The 21391-nt window shown below is 54.9% G+C and carries 22 protein-coding genes; 15 read left to right on the plus strand and 7 right to left on the minus strand.

What is annotated here, in order from left to right; all coding sequences use genetic code 11:
• Positions 1-85 precede the first annotated feature (85 nt).
• Genes ACJJIK_RS20165 through hisD form a run of 4 tightly spaced genes read left to right on the plus strand, consistent with a single transcriptional unit; the run spans position 86 to position 3640 of the window.
• Positions 86-319: a BolA family protein gene (locus ACJJIK_RS20165; RefSeq protein WP_444930009.1), complete on the plus strand. Its 234-nt coding sequence runs from the start codon at positions 86-88 to the stop codon at positions 317-319.
• Positions 320-364: 45 nt separating this feature from the next.
• Entirely contained in the window at positions 365-1627 is a 1263-nt protein-coding gene (murA, locus tag ACJJIK_RS20170; RefSeq protein WP_444943695.1) for a UDP-N-acetylglucosamine 1-carboxyvinyltransferase, read from the plus strand.
• A gap of 49 nt (positions 1628-1676) precedes the next feature.
• Positions 1677-2315, plus strand: a complete 639-nt coding sequence (gene hisG / locus ACJJIK_RS20175) for an ATP phosphoribosyltransferase (RefSeq protein ID WP_444943696.1) — start codon at positions 1677-1679, stop codon at positions 2313-2315.
• Positions 2316-2329: 14 nt separating this feature from the next.
• Positions 2330-3640, plus strand: a complete 1311-nt coding sequence (hisD, locus tag ACJJIK_RS20180) for a histidinol dehydrogenase (RefSeq protein WP_444930012.1) — start codon at positions 2330-2332, stop codon at positions 3638-3640.
• Positions 3641-3687: 47 nt separating this feature from the next.
• On the opposite strand, the gene ACJJIK_RS20185 is transcribed toward hisD, so the two are convergent.
• The gene (locus ACJJIK_RS20185; protein WP_444943697.1) at positions 3688-4116 is read right to left on the minus strand and encodes a nuclear transport factor 2 family protein; all 429 of its coding nucleotides are present in this window, start codon (positions 4114-4116) and stop codon (positions 3688-3690) included.
• A gap of 20 nt (positions 4117-4136) precedes the next feature.
• A complete protein-coding gene (locus tag ACJJIK_RS20190; RefSeq protein WP_444930014.1) occupies positions 4137-5279 on the minus strand; it encodes a S1C family serine protease in 1143 nt (380 codons plus the stop codon).
• A 412-nt stretch (positions 5280-5691) separates the two neighbouring features.
• Here ACJJIK_RS20190 and sat point away from each other — a divergent pair, with 412 nt between their 5' ends.
• Positions 5692-6882 carry a sulfate adenylyltransferase gene (gene sat, locus ACJJIK_RS20195; RefSeq protein WP_444943698.1) on the plus strand — a complete coding sequence of 397 codons (1191 nt, stop codon included), beginning with the start codon at positions 5692-5694 and terminating at the stop codon, positions 6880-6882.
• Between the two features lie 92 nt (positions 6883-6974).
• On the opposite strand, the gene ACJJIK_RS20200 is transcribed toward sat, so the two are convergent.
• A complete protein-coding gene (locus tag ACJJIK_RS20200) occupies positions 6975-7415 on the minus strand; it encodes a YhcB family protein (RefSeq protein WP_444943699.1) in 441 nt (146 codons plus the stop codon).
• A gap of 333 nt (positions 7416-7748) precedes the next feature.
• On the opposite strand from ACJJIK_RS20200, the gene zapE reads away from it, so the two are divergent.
• The 9 genes from zapE to ACJJIK_RS20245 all read left to right on the plus strand — a co-directional run bounded on the left by zapE (position 7749) and on the right by ACJJIK_RS20245 (position 16136).
• The gene (zapE, locus tag ACJJIK_RS20205) at positions 7749-8873 is read left to right on the plus strand and encodes a cell division protein ZapE (RefSeq protein WP_444943700.1); all 1125 of its coding nucleotides are present in this window, start codon (positions 7749-7751) and stop codon (positions 8871-8873) included.
• 113 nt (positions 8874-8986) lie between these two features.
• On the plus strand, positions 8987-9415 hold the full coding sequence (gene rplM / locus ACJJIK_RS20210) for a 50S ribosomal protein L13 (protein ID WP_444930018.1): 429 nt from the start codon (positions 8987-8989) through the stop codon (positions 9413-9415).
• Between the two features lie 15 nt (positions 9416-9430).
• Positions 9431-9823: a 30S ribosomal protein S9 gene (gene rpsI, locus ACJJIK_RS20215; protein WP_444930019.1), complete on the plus strand. Its 393-nt coding sequence runs from the start codon at positions 9431-9433 to the stop codon at positions 9821-9823.
• A 299-nt stretch (positions 9824-10122) separates the two neighbouring features.
• Positions 10123-10722 (plus strand): ubiquinol-cytochrome c reductase iron-sulfur subunit, encoded by a 600-nt coding sequence (gene petA / locus ACJJIK_RS20220; protein WP_444930020.1) that lies wholly within the window; start codon positions 10123-10125, stop codon positions 10720-10722.
• Positions 10719-12953, plus strand: a complete 2235-nt coding sequence (locus tag ACJJIK_RS20225) for a cytochrome b N-terminal domain-containing protein (protein WP_444943701.1) — start codon at positions 10719-10721, stop codon at positions 12951-12953. Before petA ends, ACJJIK_RS20225 begins: the two co-directional genes overlap by 4 nt.
• Before the next feature lie 107 nt (positions 12954-13060).
• Positions 13061-13687: a glutathione S-transferase N-terminal domain-containing protein gene (locus ACJJIK_RS20230; protein ID WP_108734210.1), complete on the plus strand. Its 627-nt coding sequence runs from the start codon at positions 13061-13063 to the stop codon at positions 13685-13687.
• A 25-nt stretch (positions 13688-13712) separates the two neighbouring features.
• A complete protein-coding gene (locus ACJJIK_RS20235) occupies positions 13713-14108 on the plus strand; it encodes a ClpXP protease specificity-enhancing factor (protein WP_108735312.1) in 396 nt (131 codons plus the stop codon).
• Between the two features lie 133 nt (positions 14109-14241).
• Entirely contained in the window at positions 14242-15414 is a 1173-nt protein-coding gene (locus ACJJIK_RS20240) for a diguanylate cyclase (RefSeq protein WP_444943702.1), read from the plus strand.
• A gap of 107 nt (positions 15415-15521) precedes the next feature.
• Positions 15522-16136, plus strand: a complete 615-nt coding sequence (locus tag ACJJIK_RS20245) for a Yip1 family protein (protein WP_444930023.1) — start codon at positions 15522-15524, stop codon at positions 16134-16136.
• Positions 16137-16196: 60 nt separating this feature from the next.
• On the opposite strand, the gene ACJJIK_RS20250 is transcribed toward ACJJIK_RS20245, so the two are convergent.
• Together ACJJIK_RS20250 and ACJJIK_RS20255 are read right to left on the minus strand one after the other, a co-directional pair.
• Complete coding sequence (locus tag ACJJIK_RS20250; RefSeq protein WP_444943703.1) at positions 16197-18107, minus strand: M48 family metallopeptidase; 1911 nt, start codon at positions 18105-18107, stop codon at positions 16197-16199.
• 3 nt (positions 18108-18110) lie between these two features.
• A complete protein-coding gene (locus tag ACJJIK_RS20255; protein ID WP_444943704.1) occupies positions 18111-18707 on the minus strand; it encodes a LemA family protein in 597 nt (198 codons plus the stop codon).
• 175 nt (positions 18708-18882) lie between these two features.
• Between ACJJIK_RS20255 and ACJJIK_RS20260 the strand changes: the two genes are divergently transcribed.
• Entirely contained in the window at positions 18883-20073 is a 1191-nt protein-coding gene (locus ACJJIK_RS20260) for an acetyl-CoA C-acyltransferase (protein WP_444943705.1), read from the plus strand.
• A gap of 72 nt (positions 20074-20145) precedes the next feature.
• Here the strand turns inward: ACJJIK_RS20260 and ACJJIK_RS20265 are convergent, their stop codons facing one another.
• Positions 20146-20736: a BON domain-containing protein gene (locus ACJJIK_RS20265; RefSeq protein WP_444930027.1), complete on the minus strand. Its 591-nt coding sequence runs from the start codon at positions 20734-20736 to the stop codon at positions 20146-20148.
• Between the two features lie 3 nt (positions 20737-20739).
• Positions 20740-21330 carry an SIS domain-containing protein gene (locus tag ACJJIK_RS20270; protein WP_444930028.1) on the minus strand — a complete coding sequence of 197 codons (591 nt, stop codon included), beginning with the start codon at positions 21328-21330 and terminating at the stop codon, positions 20740-20742.
• Positions 21331-21391 lie beyond the last annotated feature (61 nt).

The raw sequence follows: 21391 nt of genomic DNA on the forward strand, positions 1-21391 counted from the left end.
CGCGAACTTTGGAGTGCGCAGCTGCGCACTCCGCTTGATTCAAGTACACTTGCGAGCTGTTTTTAACTAATCGCAATTCCCTCCTATGCAACCAGACGAAATCAAGTCCCTGATCACAGGGCAAATCCCCGATAGCACTGTTGAAGTGGCTTTCGAAGGTAGTCACCTGATGGTGACTGTGGTGAGCAGTACCTTTGAAGGTCTGAGTCGTTTAAAAAAACAACAGCTTGTCTATGCCGCTCTCGGTGAAAAGATCGCCGATGGCACCTTGCATGCCGTGCAAATGCAGACTCTGACTCCAGAAGAAGCCAGTCGTTAACCTGCCATTGCCGCTGAGGTGTTGGCGATCTAGATAAGAGATCGAATGGATAAGTTGATAATAGAGGGTGGCAGCCCAATTTCCGGGACTCTGCGGATTTCCGGTGCGAAGAATTCAGCCCTGCCGATATTGGCTGCTGCTTTGTTGGCTGATGGGCCTGTGCAAATCGATAATTTGCCGCACCTCAATGATATTACCACCATGATTACCCTGCTCCGGTGTATGGGGTGTGAAGTCACTATTGATGAAAAGCTGGGTGTTGAAATTGATCCCCGCTCAGTCAATGACCTGACCGCCCCCTACGAGCTGGTTAAGACCATGCGGGCCTCAATTCTGGTCCTGGGGCCCCTGTTGGCCAGGCATGGTGTGGCAAATGTTTCCTTCCCCGGTGGCTGTGCAATTGGCAGTCGACCGGTCGATATTCACCTTAAAGGCCTGGAGGCTATGGGGGCTGAGATCACCATCGACGGCGGTTTTATCCGGGCCCGCTCCAATGGTCGTCTCAAGGGTGCCAATATTGTCATGGAAAAAGTGACGGTTGGCGGCACTGAAAACCTGCTGATGGCCGCAGTACTGGCCGAGGGAACGACAACGCTGCACAACGCTGCACGCGAGCCAGAAATCGTCGATTTGGCTGAATTCCTGATTGCGATGGGGGCTCAGATCGAAGGGGTCGGCACCGATACCCTGCGTGTTCACGGTGTGCCCAAACTCACCCCCTGCAGATTCACCGTTATGCCGGACCGTATTGAAACCGGCACCTTCCTGGCCGCCGCCGCTGCGGCGAGGGGCAAGGTACGCCTGCTCAATACCCGCGCCGATATCCTCGATGCGGTGATGCTCAAGTTTGAAGAGGCCGGCGCCCATATCAGTTGTGGCGACAATTGGATCGAGCTGGATATGAAGGGCAACCGCCCCAAAGCGGTAAGCTTCCGCACAGCGCCTTATCCCGCTTTTCCCACAGATATGCAGTCGCAGTTCACCGCAATGAATGCTGTGGCTGAAGGCAAGGGGACGGTAGTCGAGACAATCTTTGAGAATCGCCTGATCCAGGTGCATGAACTGAATCGAATGGGAGCGGATATCATTCTGGAGGGTAATACCGCGATTGTCACCGGAGTGGAAAAACTCAAAGGCGCCCCAGTAATGGCCTCTGACCTGCGCGCATCAGCGAGCCTGGTTATTGCCGGTATGGTGGCGGAGGGCACGACTCTGGTAGATCGTATTTACCATATTGATCGCGGTTACGAGTGTATTGAAGAGAAGCTACGACAGCTCGGCGCGAATATTCGGCGTGTCCCAGGCTGATTGGGGCCAAATAACCTTTAGAGCCAATGATGGACTGGCGTAAATCATAATGACTGCACAAATTACAATCGCACTGACAAAAGGGCGGATTCTTCAGGAGACTTTGCCGCTTCTCAAGGCGGCGGGATTGGAGCCTGCTGAGGATCTCAGCAAGAGTCGCAAGTTGATATTTCCAACCAATTGCGAAGGGGTGCATCTTCTTCTCCTGCGGGGTGTGGATGTGCCAACTTATGTGCAGCACGGTGCTGCTGATATCGGTGTAGCGGGTAAAGACACGTTACTCGAGCACAGCTCTGATGGTATTTATGAGCCCCTCGACTTGGGTATTGCCCGCTGTCGCCTGATGACAGCGGGTATCAAAGGCGGGCAGTTGCCCGGTGGCCGCATCAAGGTCGCTACCAAGTTTGTGCAAAGTGCCAAGAAGCATTACGCCTCGATCGGGCGTCAGGTCGATATTATTAAGCTGTATGGGGCTATGGAACTCGCGCCGCTAATGAATCTGGCCGATGAGATCGTGGATATTGTGGATAGCGGCAATACGCTAAAGGCCAATGGCCTCGAAGCTCGCGAGACCATTGCGCAAATTAGTAGTCGGCTGATCGTCAATAAAGCAGCCATGAAGATGAAATATGCACCAATCAACAGTCTGATTGAAAAGCTCGCCGCAGCCGTCGCACAAACCAAGTAGATCTCTGAAGTGTTATGACGAACAAAATAATTCGCCGGCTAAATACAGTCGATATAGATTTCGATGGGCAGTTGAAGCAGTTACTCGCTTGGGAAGCAGTGGCGAACCAAGAGGTCGAAAGCACCGTTGCTGAGATATTGCAGCGGGTGCGGACCCAGGGCGATAAGGCTGTTATCGAGTTTACCAATCGATTCGACCACCGAGACCTTGCAAGTGCGAATGACTTTATTCTTCCGGCTACTGAGCTGACTGCGGCTCTGAAGCGCATTGGCGCTGAAGAGCGCGAGGCCCTGGAAGTTGCCGCTGATCGTGTTAAGCGCTACCACGAGCACCAGCGGCAGGAGTCCTGGCATTATACAGAGGCCGATGGAACGGTATTGGGGCAGCAAATTACCCCGATGCAAAGTGTCGGTATTTATGTGCCCGGGGGTAAGGCGAGTTACCCCTCTTCTGTGCTTATGAATGCAATTCCAGCGAAGGTGGCTGGAGTGGATGCCGTTAATATGGTGGTTCCAGCGCCGCAGGGGGCGCTGAGCGACCTGGTATTGGCGGCGGCGGCAATTGCCGGAGTGGACCGGGTCTTTACCATTGGTGGTGCCCAGGCGGTAGCGGCGCTAGCCTACGGTACCGAATCTATTCCCGCAGTCGATAAAATTGTGGGGCCGGGCAATATTTTTGTCGCCAGCGCCAAGCGCGCTGTTTTTGGCCATGTCGCTATCGATATGATCGCGGGCCCCTCTGAGATCCTGGTGATTTGCGATGGGCAAACCGAGCCCGACTGGATCGCGATGGACCTGCTTTCTCAGGCTGAGCACGATGAGCAGGCCCAGTCTATTTTGCTGTGCCCGGATGCGGAGTATCTCGATCGGGTTGAGGCTTCGCTACAGCGGCTCCTGGCCGAACTGCCCCGAGCCGATATCGCCGCTCGCTCTCTCGCTGATCGCGGGGCCTTGATCCAGGTGGCGTCCGTACAGGAGGCGATAGAAATCTCTAACCGGATTGCCCCGGAGCACCTGGAGGTCTCTGTTGCTACTCCAGAGGCCTACCTGCCAAAAATCCGCAATGCCGGAGCGATTTTCCTCGGGCGCTATACGGCCGAGGCTCTGGGTGATTACTGTGCCGGTCCCAATCACGTTCTCCCCACCAGTGGCACAGCCCGCTTCTCCTCTCCATTGGGAGTTTACGATTTCCAGAAGCGCAGCTCGGTGATTCACTGTTCGGCAAAAGGTGCGGATGCCTTGGGGCGCGTAGCGCGCACTCTCGCTCTCGGAGAGGGGTTGGAGGCTCATGCCCGCTCTGCGGGTTTTCGGGTTAAAGATTTGTGAGTGAAGCGCCCCGGCAGCTTTCTTTTGCCGGGGTGCCTATAAAAATCTTATTTTGCCGAGGGGATGCGAGTAGCCTGCCAGGCGAGTGCGCGCCACTCACCGCCGCGCTTGATAAATGTCCCTGTATTGAAGTAATAACTCTGTTCATCCTTGCCGCTGTCATTTGCAGACAGTTTAAATGCAACAACAGCCGCGTCCCCCAGCAACCGAATATCAATTTCCTCGGCGGCATAGCTCATTGTTACGGGCTCTGTTGCCGGGGTTTGCATCCCTTGCAGAATTTCACTTTTCCCAAAGCGCTCTCCAGCGGAGCTGGTGTATACCAAGTCCTCGGCCCAGAAGCGTTGGTGGGCTTGGGCGTCGGTGGCAGCCTTGCTGATAAAGTCAGTCAGCAGTTGATGTAAATCCTCTCGATCTCCCGCTACTGCAGAAGTTGCAGTGACTGCAAAAAACAGGGCTAAAACTAGCGAACGCATAGAGACTCTCCCTTAAGGGTTTATTCTATTGTGGTCTTTGTCTGGGGCTCTTCTGAAACCGTGGCATTCACCGTGTGGGAGATTCCATCTCGAATAAATGTAATCGAGATGGTGTCACCGGGGCGCAGGGTGGCCATAGTGGCCTCTCCCTGCTTGCCGTCGCCGATGGGCAGGTTATCGATATGGGTAATGACATCCCCAGGCTGGAGACCCGCTGTGTAGGCGGGGCCTTCGTTGTAGATGGCTGTCACCATGACACCGCCGATAGAGTTTAAATTGAACTCCTTGGCCATTTGCGGGCTGATGCCGGTGGCTTCGATACCGAGCCAGCCGGGCACGACGCGGCCGTAAGCAATAATATCCTGCATTACCTTGAAGGCGATATTGGCGGGAATGGCAAAGCTGATACCGCCAGAATAGCCGGATTGATTGAGGATTGAGGTGTTGATACCCAGCAGGCGGCCGCGGGAGTCAACCAGTGCTCCCCCGGAGTTTCCCGGGTTGACGGCGGCATCTGTCTGCAAGAAATTTTGCAAGTAGCTGCCGGTGCCGGAGTTCTCAAGGTGGCGGCCTTTTGCACTGATAATGCCTTGAGTCACGGTTTGCCCAACCCCGAAAGGGTTGCCAATAGCCAGGACGACATCGCCCACCTGGGCTTTGTCGGGTTCTCCGACAGAAATTGAGGTCAGGCCGTCCAGATCAATTTTGAGAACGGCCAAATCAAAATCTGCATCGCTGCCGACGAGTCTTGCCTGCGCCTCTCTGCCGTCGGCCAGCAGAATAACGATAGCATCCGCCTGATCGACTACGTGATGATTGGTTAAGATATAACCGTTGTCGCTGGCGATCACTCCGGAACCGAGGTTGGACTGCATCCTCTGCCTTTGCGGGACGTCCATATTGTCAAATAAGCGCCTAAAAAGGGGGTCGTTAAACAGGGGGTGCTGGCGCTGCGGCATGGCCATGCGAGTATATATATTAACTACAGCGGGGCCCGCCATATTAACAGCGTGGGCATAAGACGTGGGACTCTGAATATTGTTTTCGCTGGCCTTGGGCGGGGCACCGCGAAGCTGTGGGAATATAACCAAGAGTAGGGCGGCCATGGCAAGGCCTATCAAGGCGGGTAGGGCCCAATCTTGTAGAAATCGGTTCTGTGACACTCGTGACTCCTCTTTGGGATGATTATACACACGTCCTCAGGTGGAATCGCTGCGCATAACGCCGGATAGAGGAAATTGTTGCTGCCCCCGCTGCAAGCCTGTTTCGCGGTACGCTTGTGCTGAGTTATAAATACCCTGTGGCCCGACCCCGATGCGCTGGTTATTTTGTGGGCTTACAGGGTGGGTGCTTATATTTTCACCGCCTGGTATAGCTGCTCTTATGTTCCCGTATACTTTTGTTCTAGTGATTTATAGCGAGTTGGGGGCTGGCGCGATTGCTCGGGGAGTTGTATTTGCACGATATAATGTGACTGCTATATCCCGTTGACATTGGTCACTTGCGCTAGATGCGTATAATGGCCAGTCGAGATTTTAAGACTAACCGGTAACTACTATTTATTTGGAGACCTAAATGTCCCTAGTTCGCCCTCATGGCAGTGTTGAGCTTCAGCCGCGCTTTGTATACGACAGTGAAAGACACCACCAGCTGATGCAAGAGGCGGAGTCCCTGCCGTCAATCGTGGTCAGTTCTGCTGCCGCCGCTAATGCGGTAATGCTCGGGGCGGGGTACTTTAATCCGTTGCACGGTTATATGAACCTGGCGGATGCGATGAGCGTTGCTGAAAGCCTGCGCACAGTTGACGGTTTGTTCTGGCCGGTACCGGTTGTTAACGTTGTTAAAGATGCCAGTGAGATCGCAGGCGCTTCCCGTATTGCCCTGCGTGACCCCAATGTAGAGGGTAACCCGGTTCTCGCCGTGATGGATGTTGAGGCGATTGAAACCATCTCTGAAGAGCAGATGGATACCATGGCGGAACAGGTGTTTGGCACTCTGGATGAGAAACACCCCGGCGTTGCAACGTTCAAATCTGCCGGTCGAACTCTGATTTCAGGTCCGATTGAGGTGCTGAACTTTAGCTACTTCCAAAGTGACTTCCCGGATACCTTTCGCACCGCAGTTGAAATTCGCAATGAGTTTAAGGAGCGCGGCTGGAATAAAGTGGTGGCATTCCAGACTCGCAACCCGATGCATCGCGCGCACGAAGAGCTGTGCAAGATGGCCCTGGATGGCGTGGAAGCGGACGGTGTGTTGATCCATATGCTGCTCGGCCAGCTTAAGCCCGGCGATATCCCCGCCCCGGTGCGCGATGCCTCTATTCGCAAAATGGTAGAGCTGTACTTCCCGGCAAATACGGTGATGGTGACAGGTTATGGCTTCGATATGCTGTATGCCGGTCCCCGCGAAGCGGTGCTGCATGCTGTCTTCCGCCAGAACTGTGGCTGTAGCCATCTGATCGTTGGGCGCGACCACGCCGGTGTTGGCGACTATTACGGTGCTTTTGACGCGCAGACAATCTTTAATGAGAAGGTGCCTGAAGGCGCTCTTGAAATTGAGATTTTCCGCGCCGACCACACTGCTTATTCCAAGAAGTTGAATAAGGTAGTGATGATGCGCGATGTGCCGGATCACACCAAAGAGGACTTTATCCTGCTTTCGGGCACCAAAGTGCGCGAAATGCTCGGTGATGGTATCGCACCGCCCCCGGAGTTTTCTCGACCTGAAGTGGCGCAGATTTTGATGGACTACTATCAGAGCCTGTAACTGCCCAATAAAAAAGGCGGGTAATTACCCGCCTTTTTTATTGCTGTAAAAGCTGCATCAGCTGCGATTTGTGCAGTGTCGATTGTGCTGCACTAGCTGCTCTCGTGAGTTTCTTTTTCGAGGCCGTAGTCCTCGGCCAGAGTGCCTTTGGCGCCGGGTTCTTTCGGAGCCCAATCGCGAGGTGGCTCTATATCTTGCAGTTGCTGGTCATTGTCTTTTAATTGACCGCTACCCGCCTTCAGCATCTGGCGGCCAATATCCTGGCTGGATAGGCGCAGGGCGCTGTTTGATAGGTATTCGTGAACCTCTTTATAGCTTTCGGTGAGGTTGTGAACCAGCTGTGAGGTTTGATCGAAGTGGTCGTTGACCTGTAGCTGGAAGTCTTCAAGCTTGTTGTTGGCCTCGCGCAGCTTTTGTTCCAGCTCCTCCGAGCGCTCCACGCTGGTACGCCCGCGCACCGCAAGAAAAGCGAGGAATGCACCCAGGGTCATACCGAGGACGCCGACTAAAATTAATACCGATGTAGAGTGCACTTGCACCTCCTCAACTTGCTTTTATTGTACCGGTCACCTCGTGGGGGCGGCCTCAGCCCGGCTGTGCGCCTGTCTGCACTTTGCGCCACTTCTGCTGCGGCCCCATAATTGAACGGCCAGTATACGCGATTATTACACTGACAATTAAGGTTGTCGGCGAATTGCGGTGGGATGGCCGGCGTCCACTGCCAGTTTGCAGGGAGGGCTGGCTATTTCGGGTGGTTGCACCGCAGTCTGAAGTGTCGACTGTACGTATATTGTGACCTATGCGCCGATTGGTTGAATTTGTTAGAGTGCGCGCCAGTTATTCAGTAGTCGAAGAAATTTTCCTCTATGTTGCCCGCCAAACCACTATTTTCTTCTCCGCTCGAGCGCTATGAGAGCGATCTGCAGCGCCCTGATTTTCTCGAAGACCAATCCCAGCGCCGGGCGGTTGAGGAGTTGCAGGATCTTCACCAGCGCCTTGTGGCCAGGTCCCAGCGTGGAGCAATCGTTAATTTCCTCGCCCGTTTGCGCGGCGGCGCCTCGGAGCCCGAGAAGGGGCTCTATTTTTGGGGCGGGGTTGGGCGCGGCAAAACCTATCTGATGGATGCATTTTTCGAGTCCCTGCCATTTGCAGAAAAGCAGCGCACCCACTTCCACCGTTTTATGCGGCGGGTCCACCAGGATCTAAAGGAGTACGCTGGAGAGAAGAACCCGCTGGAGAAGGTGGCGGACAAGATTGCGCGCCGCGCTCGGGTGCTCTGTTTTGATGAGTTTTTTGTCTCGGACATCGCCGACGCCATGATATTGGCCGGCCTGCTGGATGCGCTGTTTCGCCGGGGAGTGGCCCTGGTGGCGACCTCAAATATTGTGCCCAGTGGCCTGTATCGGGATGGATTGCAGAGGGCGAGGTTTCTCCCGGCAATCGATCTGCTGGAGAGGCATACCAAAGTTGTCAATGTGGACGGGGGGACCGATTACCGGCTGCGCACTCTGGAGATATTGCAGCTGTATCACTCCCCGCTGGGTAGCGAGGCGGACAGCAATCTCGAACAGAGCTTTTCCCAGTTGAGTGTCAGCGGTTGCGAGGTACGCAGCGAAGTTCAGTTGCAGGTAGAGGGGCGCCCGATCCGAGCCCTAAAGGTAGCAGACGATGTTGCCTGGTTTGATTTTGTGGACCTGTGTGATGGGCCGCGATCGCAAAATGACTATATCGAGCTGGCCCGGGAGTTTCATACGGTGCTCCTCGGATCGGTGGCAAAGTTCGATGAGCGGATGGACGCCCAGGCGCGCCGCTTTATCAACCTGGTAGATGAGTTTTATGACCGGAGCGTTAAATTGGTCATTTCAGCGGAAGTTCCGGCGGAGGAACTGTACGACGGTCGCCACCTCAAGTTTGAATTTGAGCGCACAGTGAGTCGGCTTCTGGAGATGCAGTCCCGCGAATATTTGGAGCGGCCGCACCGCCCAGAGTGAGTCTGTCGAGTCGGGTAATTTCTGCTTGAAAAGCGTACACTCCTTTTGTACTATCCGCGCTCTTTTGTGGGACGGCCCCTAATTCTGGGGGTCATATTACAGGTGTTTATAACATGAAGACTTACAGTGCCAAGCCAGAAGCGGTAAAACGCGACTGGTACATTGTTGACGCTGCGGACAAGACCCTCGGCCGTATCGCTGCCGAGATCGCAACCCGTCTGCGCGGCAAGCACAAGCCTGAATACACGCCCCACGTGGACACTGGCGATTACATCGTTGTAATTAATGCTGAAAAGGTTCGCGTGACCGGTAACAAGGCCAAAGACAAGATCTACCACAGCCACTCCGGCTACCCCGGTGGTCTCAAATCCATCAGCTTCGAAAAGCTGATCGAAAAAGCGCCCGAGCGCACCGTTCAAAGCGCCGTTAAAGGCATGCTGCCGAAAGGTCCTTTGGGTCGTGCCATGTTCAAGAAGCTGAAAGTATACAGCGGCAGTGAACATCCTCATGTGGCTCAACAGCCGATTGAACTGGCGATCTAAACGGGAATAAATCTGATGGCAACTACTCAATACTACGGTACCGGCCGCCGCAAGACCTCTACTGCTCGTGTATTCCTCACAGCAGGCGAAGGTAAGATCAGCGTAAACGGTCGTACCCTGGACGAATACTTCGGCCGTGAAGTGGCGCGCATGATCGTGCGTCAGCCGCTGGAAAAGGTTGAAATGGTCGAGAAATTCGACATCACTGTTACTGTTAAAGGTGGCGGTTCCTTTGGTCAGGCGGGTGCTATCCGTCACGGCCTGACCCGTGCCCTGATGCAGTACGACGAAGCGCTGCGTCAACCGCTGCGTGCCGCTGGTTATGTTACCCGCGACGCCCGTGAGGTTGAGCGTAAGAAAGTGGGTCTGCGCAAAGCGCGTAAGAAGCCGCAATTCTCCAAGCGTTAAGCTTTCTTTTTGGCCCGGCTTCTGCCGGGCTTTTTTATACCCGTATCTGTGGTTATCCAGCGCTCTTGTGACTTTGCTGGATTTATCGCGGTTTCGCCGCGTGATTCCCGACGTTCCCCATAGCATTGCCTTGTATCAAATTGGCATTTTCTTTAACATTGCGCCGATTTGTATCCGCTTGATTTGTGGGGTTTATTCGCGCGGGCAATCTGCCGGGCGGGACTTCTTTCAAGACTTTTTGGGTTTGGGCCAGTGCATCTCCGGGCTAACGGGGGTCGCTGTGATGGGAGAACTACGTCATGAGTGATGACGGTGTAAATGTAGGACGGCGCCGCTTTCTAACTGCGGCCACCTCGGTTGTTGGTGGTGCAGGTGCGGTGGGGGTTGCCGTTCCCTTCGTCGCTTCCTGGAAGCCGAGTGCCAAGGCGAAAGCTGCAGGCGCTCCGGTTAAATACAACATTAGCAAAATTGAACCGGGCCAGATGGTCACCGTAGAGTGGCGAGGTAAGCCGGTCTATGTTGTGCGCCGCACCGAGGAAATATTGCAAGATCTGGAGAAAGTGGAGCCGCAACTGCGCGACCCCAACTCCGAGGAATCTATTCAGCCGGCTTATGTAGACCCGGAAAACCGCTCCATCAAGCCGCAACTTTTGGTATTGGTTGGCCTGTGTACGCACCTGGGTTGCGCACCGATGTACCGCCCGGAAGTGGGCGCTGCCGATCTGGGTGGCGACGAGTGGATGGGCGGCTTCTTCTGCCCCTGTCACGGTTCCAAATACGATATGGCTGGCCGCGTTTACACCGGTGTTCCCGCGCCTACCAACCTGGAGGTGCCGCCATATTCCTATGAGAACGACGATGTAATCGTGATTGGCGTAGACCAGGAGGGCACCGCATGAAATGGCTCGCAGATTTTGGTGATTGGGTAGATCAGCGACTACCGATCTACCAGGCCTGGGATAAGCACATGGGCAAGTACTACGCGCCCAAAAACTTTAACCTGTGGTATTTCTTCGGCGTTTTCTCTCTGTTGGTTCTGGTTAACCAGCTGTTGACCGGTATTTGGCTGGTTATGAGTTACAACCCCTCTGCCGAGGAGGCGTTTGCCTCGGTTGAGTACATCATGCGCGATGTGGAGTGGGGTTGGTTGATACGCTATCTCCACTCGACGGGGGCGTCCGCCTTCTTCGTAGTGGTATATCTGCATATGTTCCGCGGTCTGATGTACGGCTCTTATAAGCCGCCCCGCGAGCTGGTGTGGATCTTCGGTATGTGTATCTACCTGGTGCTGATGGCAGAGGCCTTTATGGGCTACGTACTGCCCTGGGGCCAGATGTCCTACTGGGGTGCCCAGGTAATTGTTTCTCTGTTTGGAGCAATCCCCGCTGTTGGCGACACCTTGGTTGAGTGGATTCGCGGGGACTACCTGATTTCCGGTATTACCCTGACCCGCTTCTTCTCCCTGCACGTGATTGCGCTGCCGCTGGTACTGGTGCTGTTGGTCGTTCTGCATATCCTCGCATTGCACGAAGTGGGTTCCAACAACCCGGACGGTATCGAGATCAAGAAGAATAAGGACGAGAACGGTATCCCCAAAGACGGCGTGCCTTTCCACCCTTACTACTCTGTTCACGATCTGGTAGGTATTGCAGTATTCCTGTTTATCTTCGCCACCGTTGTGTTCTTCTTCCCGGAAATGGGCGGTTTCTTCCTGGAGCACGCTAACTTCGAAGAAGCGAACCCGCTGAAGACACCACCGCATATTGCACCGGTTTGGTACTTCACACCGTTCTACGCAATTTTGCGTGCCGTAACTATCGATATTGGTCCTCTGCCGGCTAAGTTCCTGGGTACTGTTGCAATGGGTGCTGCTATTGCAATTCTGTTTGTACTGCCTTGGTTGGATAAGAGCCCGGTTCGCTCGATCCGCTACAAAGGATGGTTGCCCAAGGGTTTGCTGCTCCTGTTTGCCGCAGTGTTTATTATCCTCGGTTACCTGGGTGTTAAATCTCCAACTCCGGGACGTAACTTCCTGTCTCAAGTGGGAACCCTGTTCTACTTTGCTTTCTTCATGACCATGCCTATTTGGTCTAATCCGAAGGCGCGCAAAGGACTGGGGTCGTGGATTGTTAGTGGGGCTTTTGCAGTGCTGTTCCTGTGGATGGCATTCGCAAACTTTACTTTTGGCGATGAAGATGCGAGTAAGAACGGTTTTGTGAATACCTTTGTGGGTATTGCAGCCCTGTTGCTGGCTGGCTTCTTTGCAATACTGCCTTGGTTGACTAGCCGCGATGAGGTTTACCCAGAGCCCGAGCGTGTAACCAGCCCGTCTGGTGGTAAAACTTTCGGCATCCTGTTTATCGGTATTATCGTTGTCGGCCTGCTGACCTTTATCCCGATTAAAGCGGTAGGTGCAGAATCTGAAGTGGAGCTGGATCACATCAATATCGATCTGCAGGACAAACCGTCCCTGCAGCGCGGCGCCAAGTACTTTGTCAACTACTGCATGGGTTGTCACAGTGCCAACTACTCCCGCTGGGAGCGTGTGGCCACTGATCTGGATATCCCGCTTGAGTTGATGAAGGCGAATCTGGTTTTGGGTGACGACAAGATCGGTAACCTGATGACGATCTCCATGCGCCCGGATGATTCCAAGGTATGGTTCGGCGCCGCGCCGCCGGACCTGACGCTGGTTGCCCGTTCGCGCTCACCGGAATGGCTCTACACTTACCTCCGTAGCTTCTATAAGGACGACAGTCGTGCTACTGGGGTAAATAATAAGGTCTTCCCGAGTGTGGCTATGCCCCACGTGCTGATGGAGTTGCAGGGTTTGCAGGAATGCGCTCCCGGTCCCAAGCGCGACCACGGTAAAATTGTTCGCGATGAGCTCGGTAACCCGATTATGGATGCCGCCTGTGGTAGTCTGGAAGTGGGCAAGGTGAAAGGCTCCATGACTCCGGAAGAGTTTGATGGGGCCATGTATGACCTCGTCAACTTTATGGAGTACATCGCTGAGCCGATAGCCGAAGATCGCAAACGTATTGGCTTCTATGTGTTGGCATTTATTTTTGTGTTCTTTATCTTCGCCTGGTTGCTGAACCGCGAATACTGGAAGGACGTGCACCACTAAAGCCGTCGATAGTTTGTCTCTAATGGGTGGTGAGCTTGCTCACTGCCCTTTTATATTTTGAATAAAAGGTCGGCTCTAGCCGGCTTAAAGTTTGAGGTAGTTTGAACATGGGTGTGCCTACCAACAAGCGCTCCTCGATGACCTTCTTCTCCGATGGTCGCAGCCACTATAGCCATCGAGTGCGTATCGTACTTGCCGAGAAAGGGGTTTCCGTCGATATCACCGATGTGGACGCCGATGATAAACCAGCTGAACTCGCTGACCTCAACCCTTACAACTCCCTGCCGACCCTGGTAGATCGCGACCTGGTGCTATTTGAGACCAAGGTGATGATGGAGTATCTGGACGAGCGTTTCCCGCATCCGCCGCTGTTGCCGGTGTACCCGGTTGCCCGTGCTCAGAGCCGCCAGATTATGCACCGTATTGAGCGCGACTGGTGTCCTCTGGTGGACAAGATCCTGGCTGGTGGTAAGGACGCGGCCTCTGCCCGCAAAGAGCTGCGCGATAACCTGGTTGGTATTGCGCCGATGTTTACCGATCTGCCATATTTCTTTAACGAAGAGTTCTCTCTGGTAGATTGCTGTATGGCCCCGCTGTTGTGGCGTCTCGAGCAGTTTGAAATCAGCCTTCCAAAAACCAAGCAGGTGAAACCGCTGCTGGATTATATGGATCGCCTGTTTGCTCGCGAAGCATTCCAGCAGAGCCTGACTGAATACGAACGGGAAATGCGTTGAGGGGATACTGGTGAGTAAGCCGGCTATGACATCCAATCGTCCCTATATCCTGCGGGCGTTTTACGAGTGGATAACCGATAACCGGTGCACTCCTTATATTCTGGTTGATACACACCTCCCTGGTGTTCTGGTGCCGCAGCAGCATGTAAACGATGATGGCCAGATAGTTCTGAACATCTCGGAATCAGCGGTTGCCAGCCTGACCATGGACAACTACGCCATCAGGTTTAATGCTCGTTTTGGTGGCGTACCGACGGATATTCAGGTCCCAGTAGGGTCTGTCGTCGGCATCTATGCGCGGGAAAATGGGCAGGGAATGGTATTTGAGGCCGAGGAAACCCCAGAGCCGCCAGAGCCGACTCCACCCACCAGTTTGGGTAAAAAATCGGTGAAAAAGCCAGCCTTGCGAGTCGTTAAATAGCGCTCTTCCTCCCTGGCAGGGTGAATTCCTAAAGCCCTGCCAGCTCCCGCCCCCTTTTCTGTGATGCGGTTCCGGGTGTGGGCTTGCTCCAAGTCCGTATAATGGCTGGCTAACTATTATTGCCGCAAATATCATGCCGCCGTATCTTCAGTGGCTGCGCTTTATCTGGCTGCCAGGGATGCTTCTGGTGCTTCTCACTGCGCAGTACCTCCCCTGGATCGACCTGACCCCTTTATACAGCCCGCAGTTGCCTATTGTGTTGTTGGGGATGGCGGGACTGCTCGGTTTGGGGTTTCGTTCCAGCCGGGTGGCGCTTGCAGCGCTACTTATTATGGCCCTATATATGGGCGCCAGAGCCCAATTGCTCCCGAGCCTAGAGCGGGACCTTCCCCTCTATCTCTCACTGGTTGCGGTAAATCTGGTTCTGTTTACCTGTAGCCGTGATCGCAGTGTACTCAGTATTTTTGGATTGCTGTGGAGCTTGCTGTTACTGATTGAGGGGGTGGGTTTTGCCTGGTTCTACGACTGCTGCTCCCCCCTGAATTTGGTATTTCCACTGGAAAGTTTACCCGCTGGGTTGTCCGGGTTTACTCTGCCGCAATTGATTGGCGGTATCTCTGCATTCGGCGCCTTTGCTTTATTGTTTCTCTACCCTGGCCCCACGGCAATGGGTCTGTTTAGTTGCATTATTTTGCTGCTATTTAGCGTCTGGTTGAGTCTTCCCCTCGAGTTTATTGGCTCTGTAGCGGGAATCCTGCTGGTTGCATCGCTACTGGGAGCCAGTTATGAGTTGGCGTTTCGCGATGAGCTGACCGGGCTTCACTCCAGGCGGGCTTTTCGCTATCAGATGCTAACTCCGGCATGGAATTACAGCCTCGCTATGGTCGATATCGATTATTTTAAAAAGCTAAATGATCGCTATGGCCACCAGGTGGGGGATCAGGCCTTGCAAATGGTCGCCGCACAACTCGCCCGTCACGCTAGCGGTACTGTATTTCGCTACGGTGGAGAGGAGTTTGCCATTTATCTTGCGGGGCGCAATCGCGAGGCAAAAGAGGCCCGGTTGGAAGAGATCAGAGAAAAAATCGCAAACTACCCGCTGAGGCTAAGGTCATCGGGGCGTCTTTCAGCGGGGGCTTCTTTCCGAGGGCGGGGCGGGGGAAAGCCAATAAAAATTACTGTGAGTATCGGTGTCGCCCATCGCAGCAAAAAGCTAAGAAAACCTGAGGCTATCCTCAAAGCTGCCGACCAGGCGCTTTATAAGGCAAAGCGCAGTGGGCGCAATTGCCTGTCTATTCACGGCTGATATAAATCAAGTAAATTTAAAAGTGACGTCTAATTCCCTTTCGGCATTGGTTAATCTGTTGTGCGCCACCGATACTGCAAGGCAGGGCATTGGAAGGGAGATTTGGCGTGCGGTTACTCAGTCATACAATCGGTATTTTGACCAATCCGGAAAAAGAGTGGAAGGCGATTCGCGCCGATCGACATTCATTTTTTGAGGTATTTGTAACGCATATACCGCTCTTGGCACTGATACCTACTGTGGCCGGTTACTTTGGTGTAACCCGGGTAGGCTTCCAGGTTGGGGGGCACCTGGCAAAGCTGACTCCTGAGAGTGCGGCAGTGTTGTCGGTCGTCACTTATTTTGCACTGCTACTGGGGGTCTATTGCCTGGGAGAGTTTATCAACTGGATGGCGCGTTCATATGGTGTGGAGGGCGATGAGCCGACACGCCACTATGAGGGCACTGCCCTTGCGGTGTTTATTACTACGCCAATCTTCCTCGCGAGTATTGTGGTGCTGTACCCTCACCCCTGGCTGACGATGGCGTCGGTCGGTATTGCCGGGGTCTATTCGATTTACCTGGTCTTTGCCGGTATCCCGATTCTGATGAATATGAATAAGGAGCGCGCCTTCCTATACGCCTGTGCGGTATTGACGGTTGCGCTGGTTATGATGGTTACGGTGCTTATTGGCTCAGTTATCTTGTGGAGTGTGGGTATTGGGCCGGTTTACCAGCACTAGGGCGCAGCAGCGTCGATATCAGTATCAATGCTGCTACAAATAGTGAATTTAACGCACTTTTTATTGGTGGGATCTATTGATAATTGGCGGCATCGGGCAATCCAGGCTGTCGGCGACGGCCCTCAGTAATTCGATCTCCTCCGCCTTGATAACCCCGTTGTGGTTCAGGGTGATCACTATCGCTTTCAGCAGGTTGGGTTTTTCCAGGGGCGGGATAAGGCCGGCAATTGCAACGGCTTTATCCAGTCGCGGCAGGGTGATATCGGCGCTACCGGGCAGCGGGGTGATTTCAAGGTTAAGGGCGCTAAGTCCTTGTTCGTAGGCGCGCTTTGCCGGCAGGTACTGGCTGTTTCCCGCGTGGGCGACGGCGGCAAGGATAAAGCGTGCGGCATCCTTGCTGGCGTGTTTATTGTGGGAGAGGCGCTGTCGATCCGGGGTGTTGTCGAGTGCGTGCACCAAGACCCGGTACAGGGCCCACTCCCAAATCTCTAATTTCCCGTTGCTGTGCAAGAGCTTAATCAGGTTTCGCTTAAAAACCTGGTACTGCTGTGGAACCAGCGCGCGCAGGGCGGGAATACACAAGTCGATCAAGGCGAGGCGGGCATTGCTCGGCAGTGCCTCCATGTGCGGCTTAAGTTTTTGCATCTCCCGGATAACCGCCGGGTGGGCGATTTTCTGCAAGAGCTTCAACTGTTTGTCTCGCTCGGCCTTATCTTTGTGTAAAAGAAGATGGTAAACCAGTGCTCGGGCGCTAAAAGGCTCGTGCGCAGCCTGTTGAATCAACGCTGGAATGGAGTCCAGCAGTTGATGGCCCAGTTCAATTTGCTGGGTATCGGGTTTGGCAATACTGTTATCGACGGCATCCAGTGCGGCTTGGAAAGGTGTTGTAGGCGCGGCCATGGCGAGCTGCGCACTTTGCAGTTCGCCGGGGGAGGGCGGCTGCGGTGCACTATTTGTCGGTTTTTCCGCGCTGCTGAAGAGGCCATTCCAGGCGGGCTCCAGTCTTTTAATGCGCACCGCTAGCGGTGGGTGGCTGGCAAAGAGGTTGAGTAGCGAGTGTTTCACCCCAACGGCGAGCAGCATATGGTTAAACTCTGCGGTATTGGAGCTGCTGAGTTGTGAGCCCGATTTGTAGCCGCCAATCTTTTTCAGTGCGCTGGCAATACCGAGATTGTTGCGGGTCAATTGTACTGCGGAGGCATCGGCAAGAAACTCCCGCTGCCGGCTGACGGCGGCCTTGATCAGATTGCCGAGCAGTGTGCCGCTATAGCCGAGAATGATCAGGGTTATTCCCAGGCCCAGCAGTGGATATCTTGCTGGGGTTGTGCGGCTATGGGGGGCTGGGCCTCTGGCTAAAAGTTGCCCCAGCAGGCCAATAACTAAGATGCCGTGCAACAGTCCGACGATCTGGCTATTAAGGCGAATATCCCCATTGAGAATATGGCTGAATTCGTGAGCGACCACGCCCTGGAGCTCTTCCCGGGTCAGCTTTTCTAATGCGCCTCGGGTCAGGCCGATAACGGCGTCTGTGGGAGTTTGGCCGGCGGCAAAGGCATTGATGGCCGTGTCTTCAAGGAGGTAGACATCGGGCACCGGAATACCCGCTGCAATAGCGATCTCCTCCACGATATTAAGTGCGCGCTTTTCCCGTTCACTCCGCGCGGCAATATTGAGCTTGTGTCCTCCGAGGGCTTCGGCCACAGCTTTTCCCCCGGAGGAGAGTTGATGGAATTTGTACAGGCTGCCCAGGGCGACGATGGCGGCGATGACAAAGGCGATTGAGGCGAGGGTTTCCCAGCCCAAGACTTGCACTATATCTGAGGGAAGCAAGGTCTGGCCGCGTGACAGCGACACCATTGCCGCTGTCGCCAGGGTGGTTAGGGTGATTAGGGTAATGAGTGCCAAGGCGAATAGGCAGACCAGCAAGCGGCTGCTCTGCTTGGCTTTATCCTGCTGAACATAGAAGTTCATAGCTTAAAACTCGATACGTGGCGCGACTTGCAAGGTTTCCGAATCCGAAAACTCAAGCAGCTTGGCGTCGGCTCGATGCCCGAAGAGGCCGGCCAGGAATACCGGAGGGAAGCTCTGCTTATAGATGTTGTAACTGGTGACGCAGTCGTTAAAGGCCTGGCGGGCAAAGGCCACCCGGTTTTCGGTGCTGTTGAGCTCCTCGTTGAGTTCGGTGAGGGTTTGGTCGGCCTTCAGTTCCGGATAGGCCTCAATCACCATATTCAGACGGCCGAGGGCGCCGTTGAGAAGACCCTCGGTGCGGCCGAGCTTATCGATTGCAGCGGCATTAGTGGGGTTTTGGGCCGCGCTCTTGAGGTCTGAAATCGCGCTACTGCGCGCACTGATCACCGCCTCCAGAGTATCCCTCTCGTGATTCAGATATGCCCTGGCGCTCTCCACCAGATTGGGTATCAGGTCGTGGCGCCGCTTTAACTGTATCTCGATCTGCGCAAAAGCGTTTTCACTGCGGTTTTTAAGTGAAACCAGTTTGTTGAAAATGCTGATTATGTAAAAAAATAGTGCGGCAACGCTGAGCAGCACAATAAATCCTGTAGACCCCATAGCACTTCCCTATTTATCCCTGTTGGTGGCGTAAATAGTAACACGCTGGGCTGATACTGCTGTGTATTAGCCGCAGCCCCTGGCGAAGCGGGGTAGGGCTTCGGCTATAATGCGGCGACATTAAAACAATTGCCGCCACCACAGGGATGGCGGCACAGAACTTGGAGCAGCCAGAATGAGTGATGTAACTTCGGACCCCGTAGTGATTGTCGGAATGTCGCGTACGCCGATGGGCGCTATGCAGGGCAGCCTTTCAGTCCTCACTGCCCCGCAGTTAGGTGCTGCGGCGATTCGTGCGGCCCTGGAGGATGCGGGTGTGGCACCTGCGGATGTCGATGAAGTGCTGATGGGCTGTGTGCTCCCGGCCGGCGTCGGCCAGGCCCCGGCGCGCCAGGCATCACTGGGTGCGGGTATTCCTGTGGGCACCCCGAGTACCACCGTCAACAAGGTGTGCGGCTCCGGGATGAAGACCGTGATGATGGCCCGCGATGCCCTGCTGATGGGTGAGGGCAAGATTATCGTGGCCGGTGGTATGGAGAGCATGAGCAATGCGCCCTACCTGCTCGCCAAGGCCCGTTCCGGCATGCGCCTGGGCCACGGAGAGGTCAAGGACTCCATGTTCCTTGACGGTCTCGAAAATGCCGCCGATGGCAAGCTGATGGGGACCTTCGCCGAGTCCACTGCCGACAAATACGGCTTTACCCGCGAAGAGCAGGACGCCTTCGCGCTGGAATCCCTGGCCCGCGCCCAGGCGGCGATTGAGGGCGGGGACTTTGCCCGGGAAATCGCTCCGGTGACCATTGCCTCGCGTAAAGGTGAGGTTGAGGTGAGTGTCGACGAGGCGCCGGGCAATGCCCGCCCGGACAAAATCCCCCAGTTGAAACCGGCGTTCCGCAAAGACGGCACTGTAACCGCAGCAAACTCCAGTTCTATTTCCGACGGCGCTGCGGCGCTGGTGTTGATGCGCAAAAGTGAAGCCGAGAAGCGCGGTGTGAAAGTTCTGGCGGTGCTCAAGGGGCAGTCCCAGTTTGCCCGTGAGCCGGAGTGGTTCACTACGGCTCCGGTCGGTGCTATGGGCAAATTGCTGGAAAATGCCGGTTGGTCTGCGGCAGATGTGGACCTGTTCGAGATTAACGAGGCATTTGCGGTTGTGGCTATGGCCGCAATGCGCGAGCTCGACTTGCCCTGGGAGAAGGTCAATGTCAATGGCGGCGCCTGTGCCCTGGGGCATCCGCTGGGTGCCAGTGGCGCTCGAATCCTGGTCACCCTGCTGGCGGCTATGGAAAAGCGCGATGCCAAGAAAGGGGTCGCTAGCCTCTGTATTGGCGGCGGTGAGGCCACAGCGGTCGCTATTGAGCGGGTATAAGTTGCTTACCTGAGCACAATAAAAAAACGGAGGCCTTGGCCTCCGTTTTTTGTGGATGCCGTCTGTGGGCGACTAGTTGATGTACTCCACAGCTTTCACGACTTTTTGCACCCCACCTATTGAGCGGGTTGCCTCGGCCGCACGCTCGGCCTCGGCGGGGGTCAGTAGTCCCATCAGATAGACCACGCCATTTTCGGTCACGATTTTGATACGGCCACTGTCCACTTCTTTATTGGCAAGCAGGTTGCTTTTCACTTTGGTGGTCAGCCAGGTATCGCTGGTGCTGGCCAGTAGGCTGACCTTGCCACGCACCTGGATCTCGTTGTAGACCTGGCGCACATTCTGCACTCGTTCCGCCGTGCGTCCGGCCAACAGGCGCAGCTCCTGGCTGGGCACCTGGCCGGTGAGGAGGACGACACCGTTAAACGAGTTGACATTGATGTTGGAGATTTTCAGGTCCGGGTGGGCCTTGTTGATATTAACGGTGGTCACCGTTTCGATACGTTGATCATCGATATAGGTGCCGAAAGAGCGCTGGCCGGGGTCCTGTTGTATCGGGCCGTCATGGGTGGCCTCCAGTACGGTGCTGCATCCCGCTAACAAGGTGGTTGCGGTGAGGGCAGCCAATAGATATTTCCCCAGGGTCAACTTTCTGTTGTTCATTGTTTATTCCTCGTAGCCACCGAACAAGCTGCTGTCGATCAGGTCGCACAGGCAAAAAATAGTCAGAAGGTGTACTTGGTGTACCTCTGCTGCGACATCAGATGGCACGCGCAGTTCAATATCGTGGGTGTCGAGCAGTGCGGCGCAGTCGCCGCCGTCACCGCCGGTCAGTGCGAGTATGCCCATATCCCGATCGCGGGCCGCGCGCATGGCCTGCACCAGATTTGAGTCGCGCCCGTCGCTACTGATGATCACGAGCAGGTCGCCGGGCTGTCCCAGGGCGCGAACCGGGTGGGCGAAGGTGTCGGCGCTGCCGTGATTTTGGGCGACGGTTCCCATGGAAACACCGTCGCTGTTGAGCGCCATCGCCGGTAGGCCGGGGCGTTCGCGCTGGAAGCCACCGGTTAGTTGCGAGCTAAAACTCTGCGCCAGGGCGCCGCTGACACCATTGCCACAGAGCAGGACTTTGCTCTCTGCCAAGAGTGTATGCACCACCATTTCGCTGGCTTCTGCAATCAGCGGGGCCAGTATCTCGCCAGCGTTCATTGTGGCTTCAAGGCTGTGGTGAAAAAGGGTTACGACTCGCTGTTCCATTGTGTCCTTAATTCAGGTGAGCTCTGGCTCACCATAACTTGACGGGGTAAATCTCGGTTGC

It is taken from the genome of Microbulbifer regidiadema (SeqCode) (genome assembly GCF_052466995.1).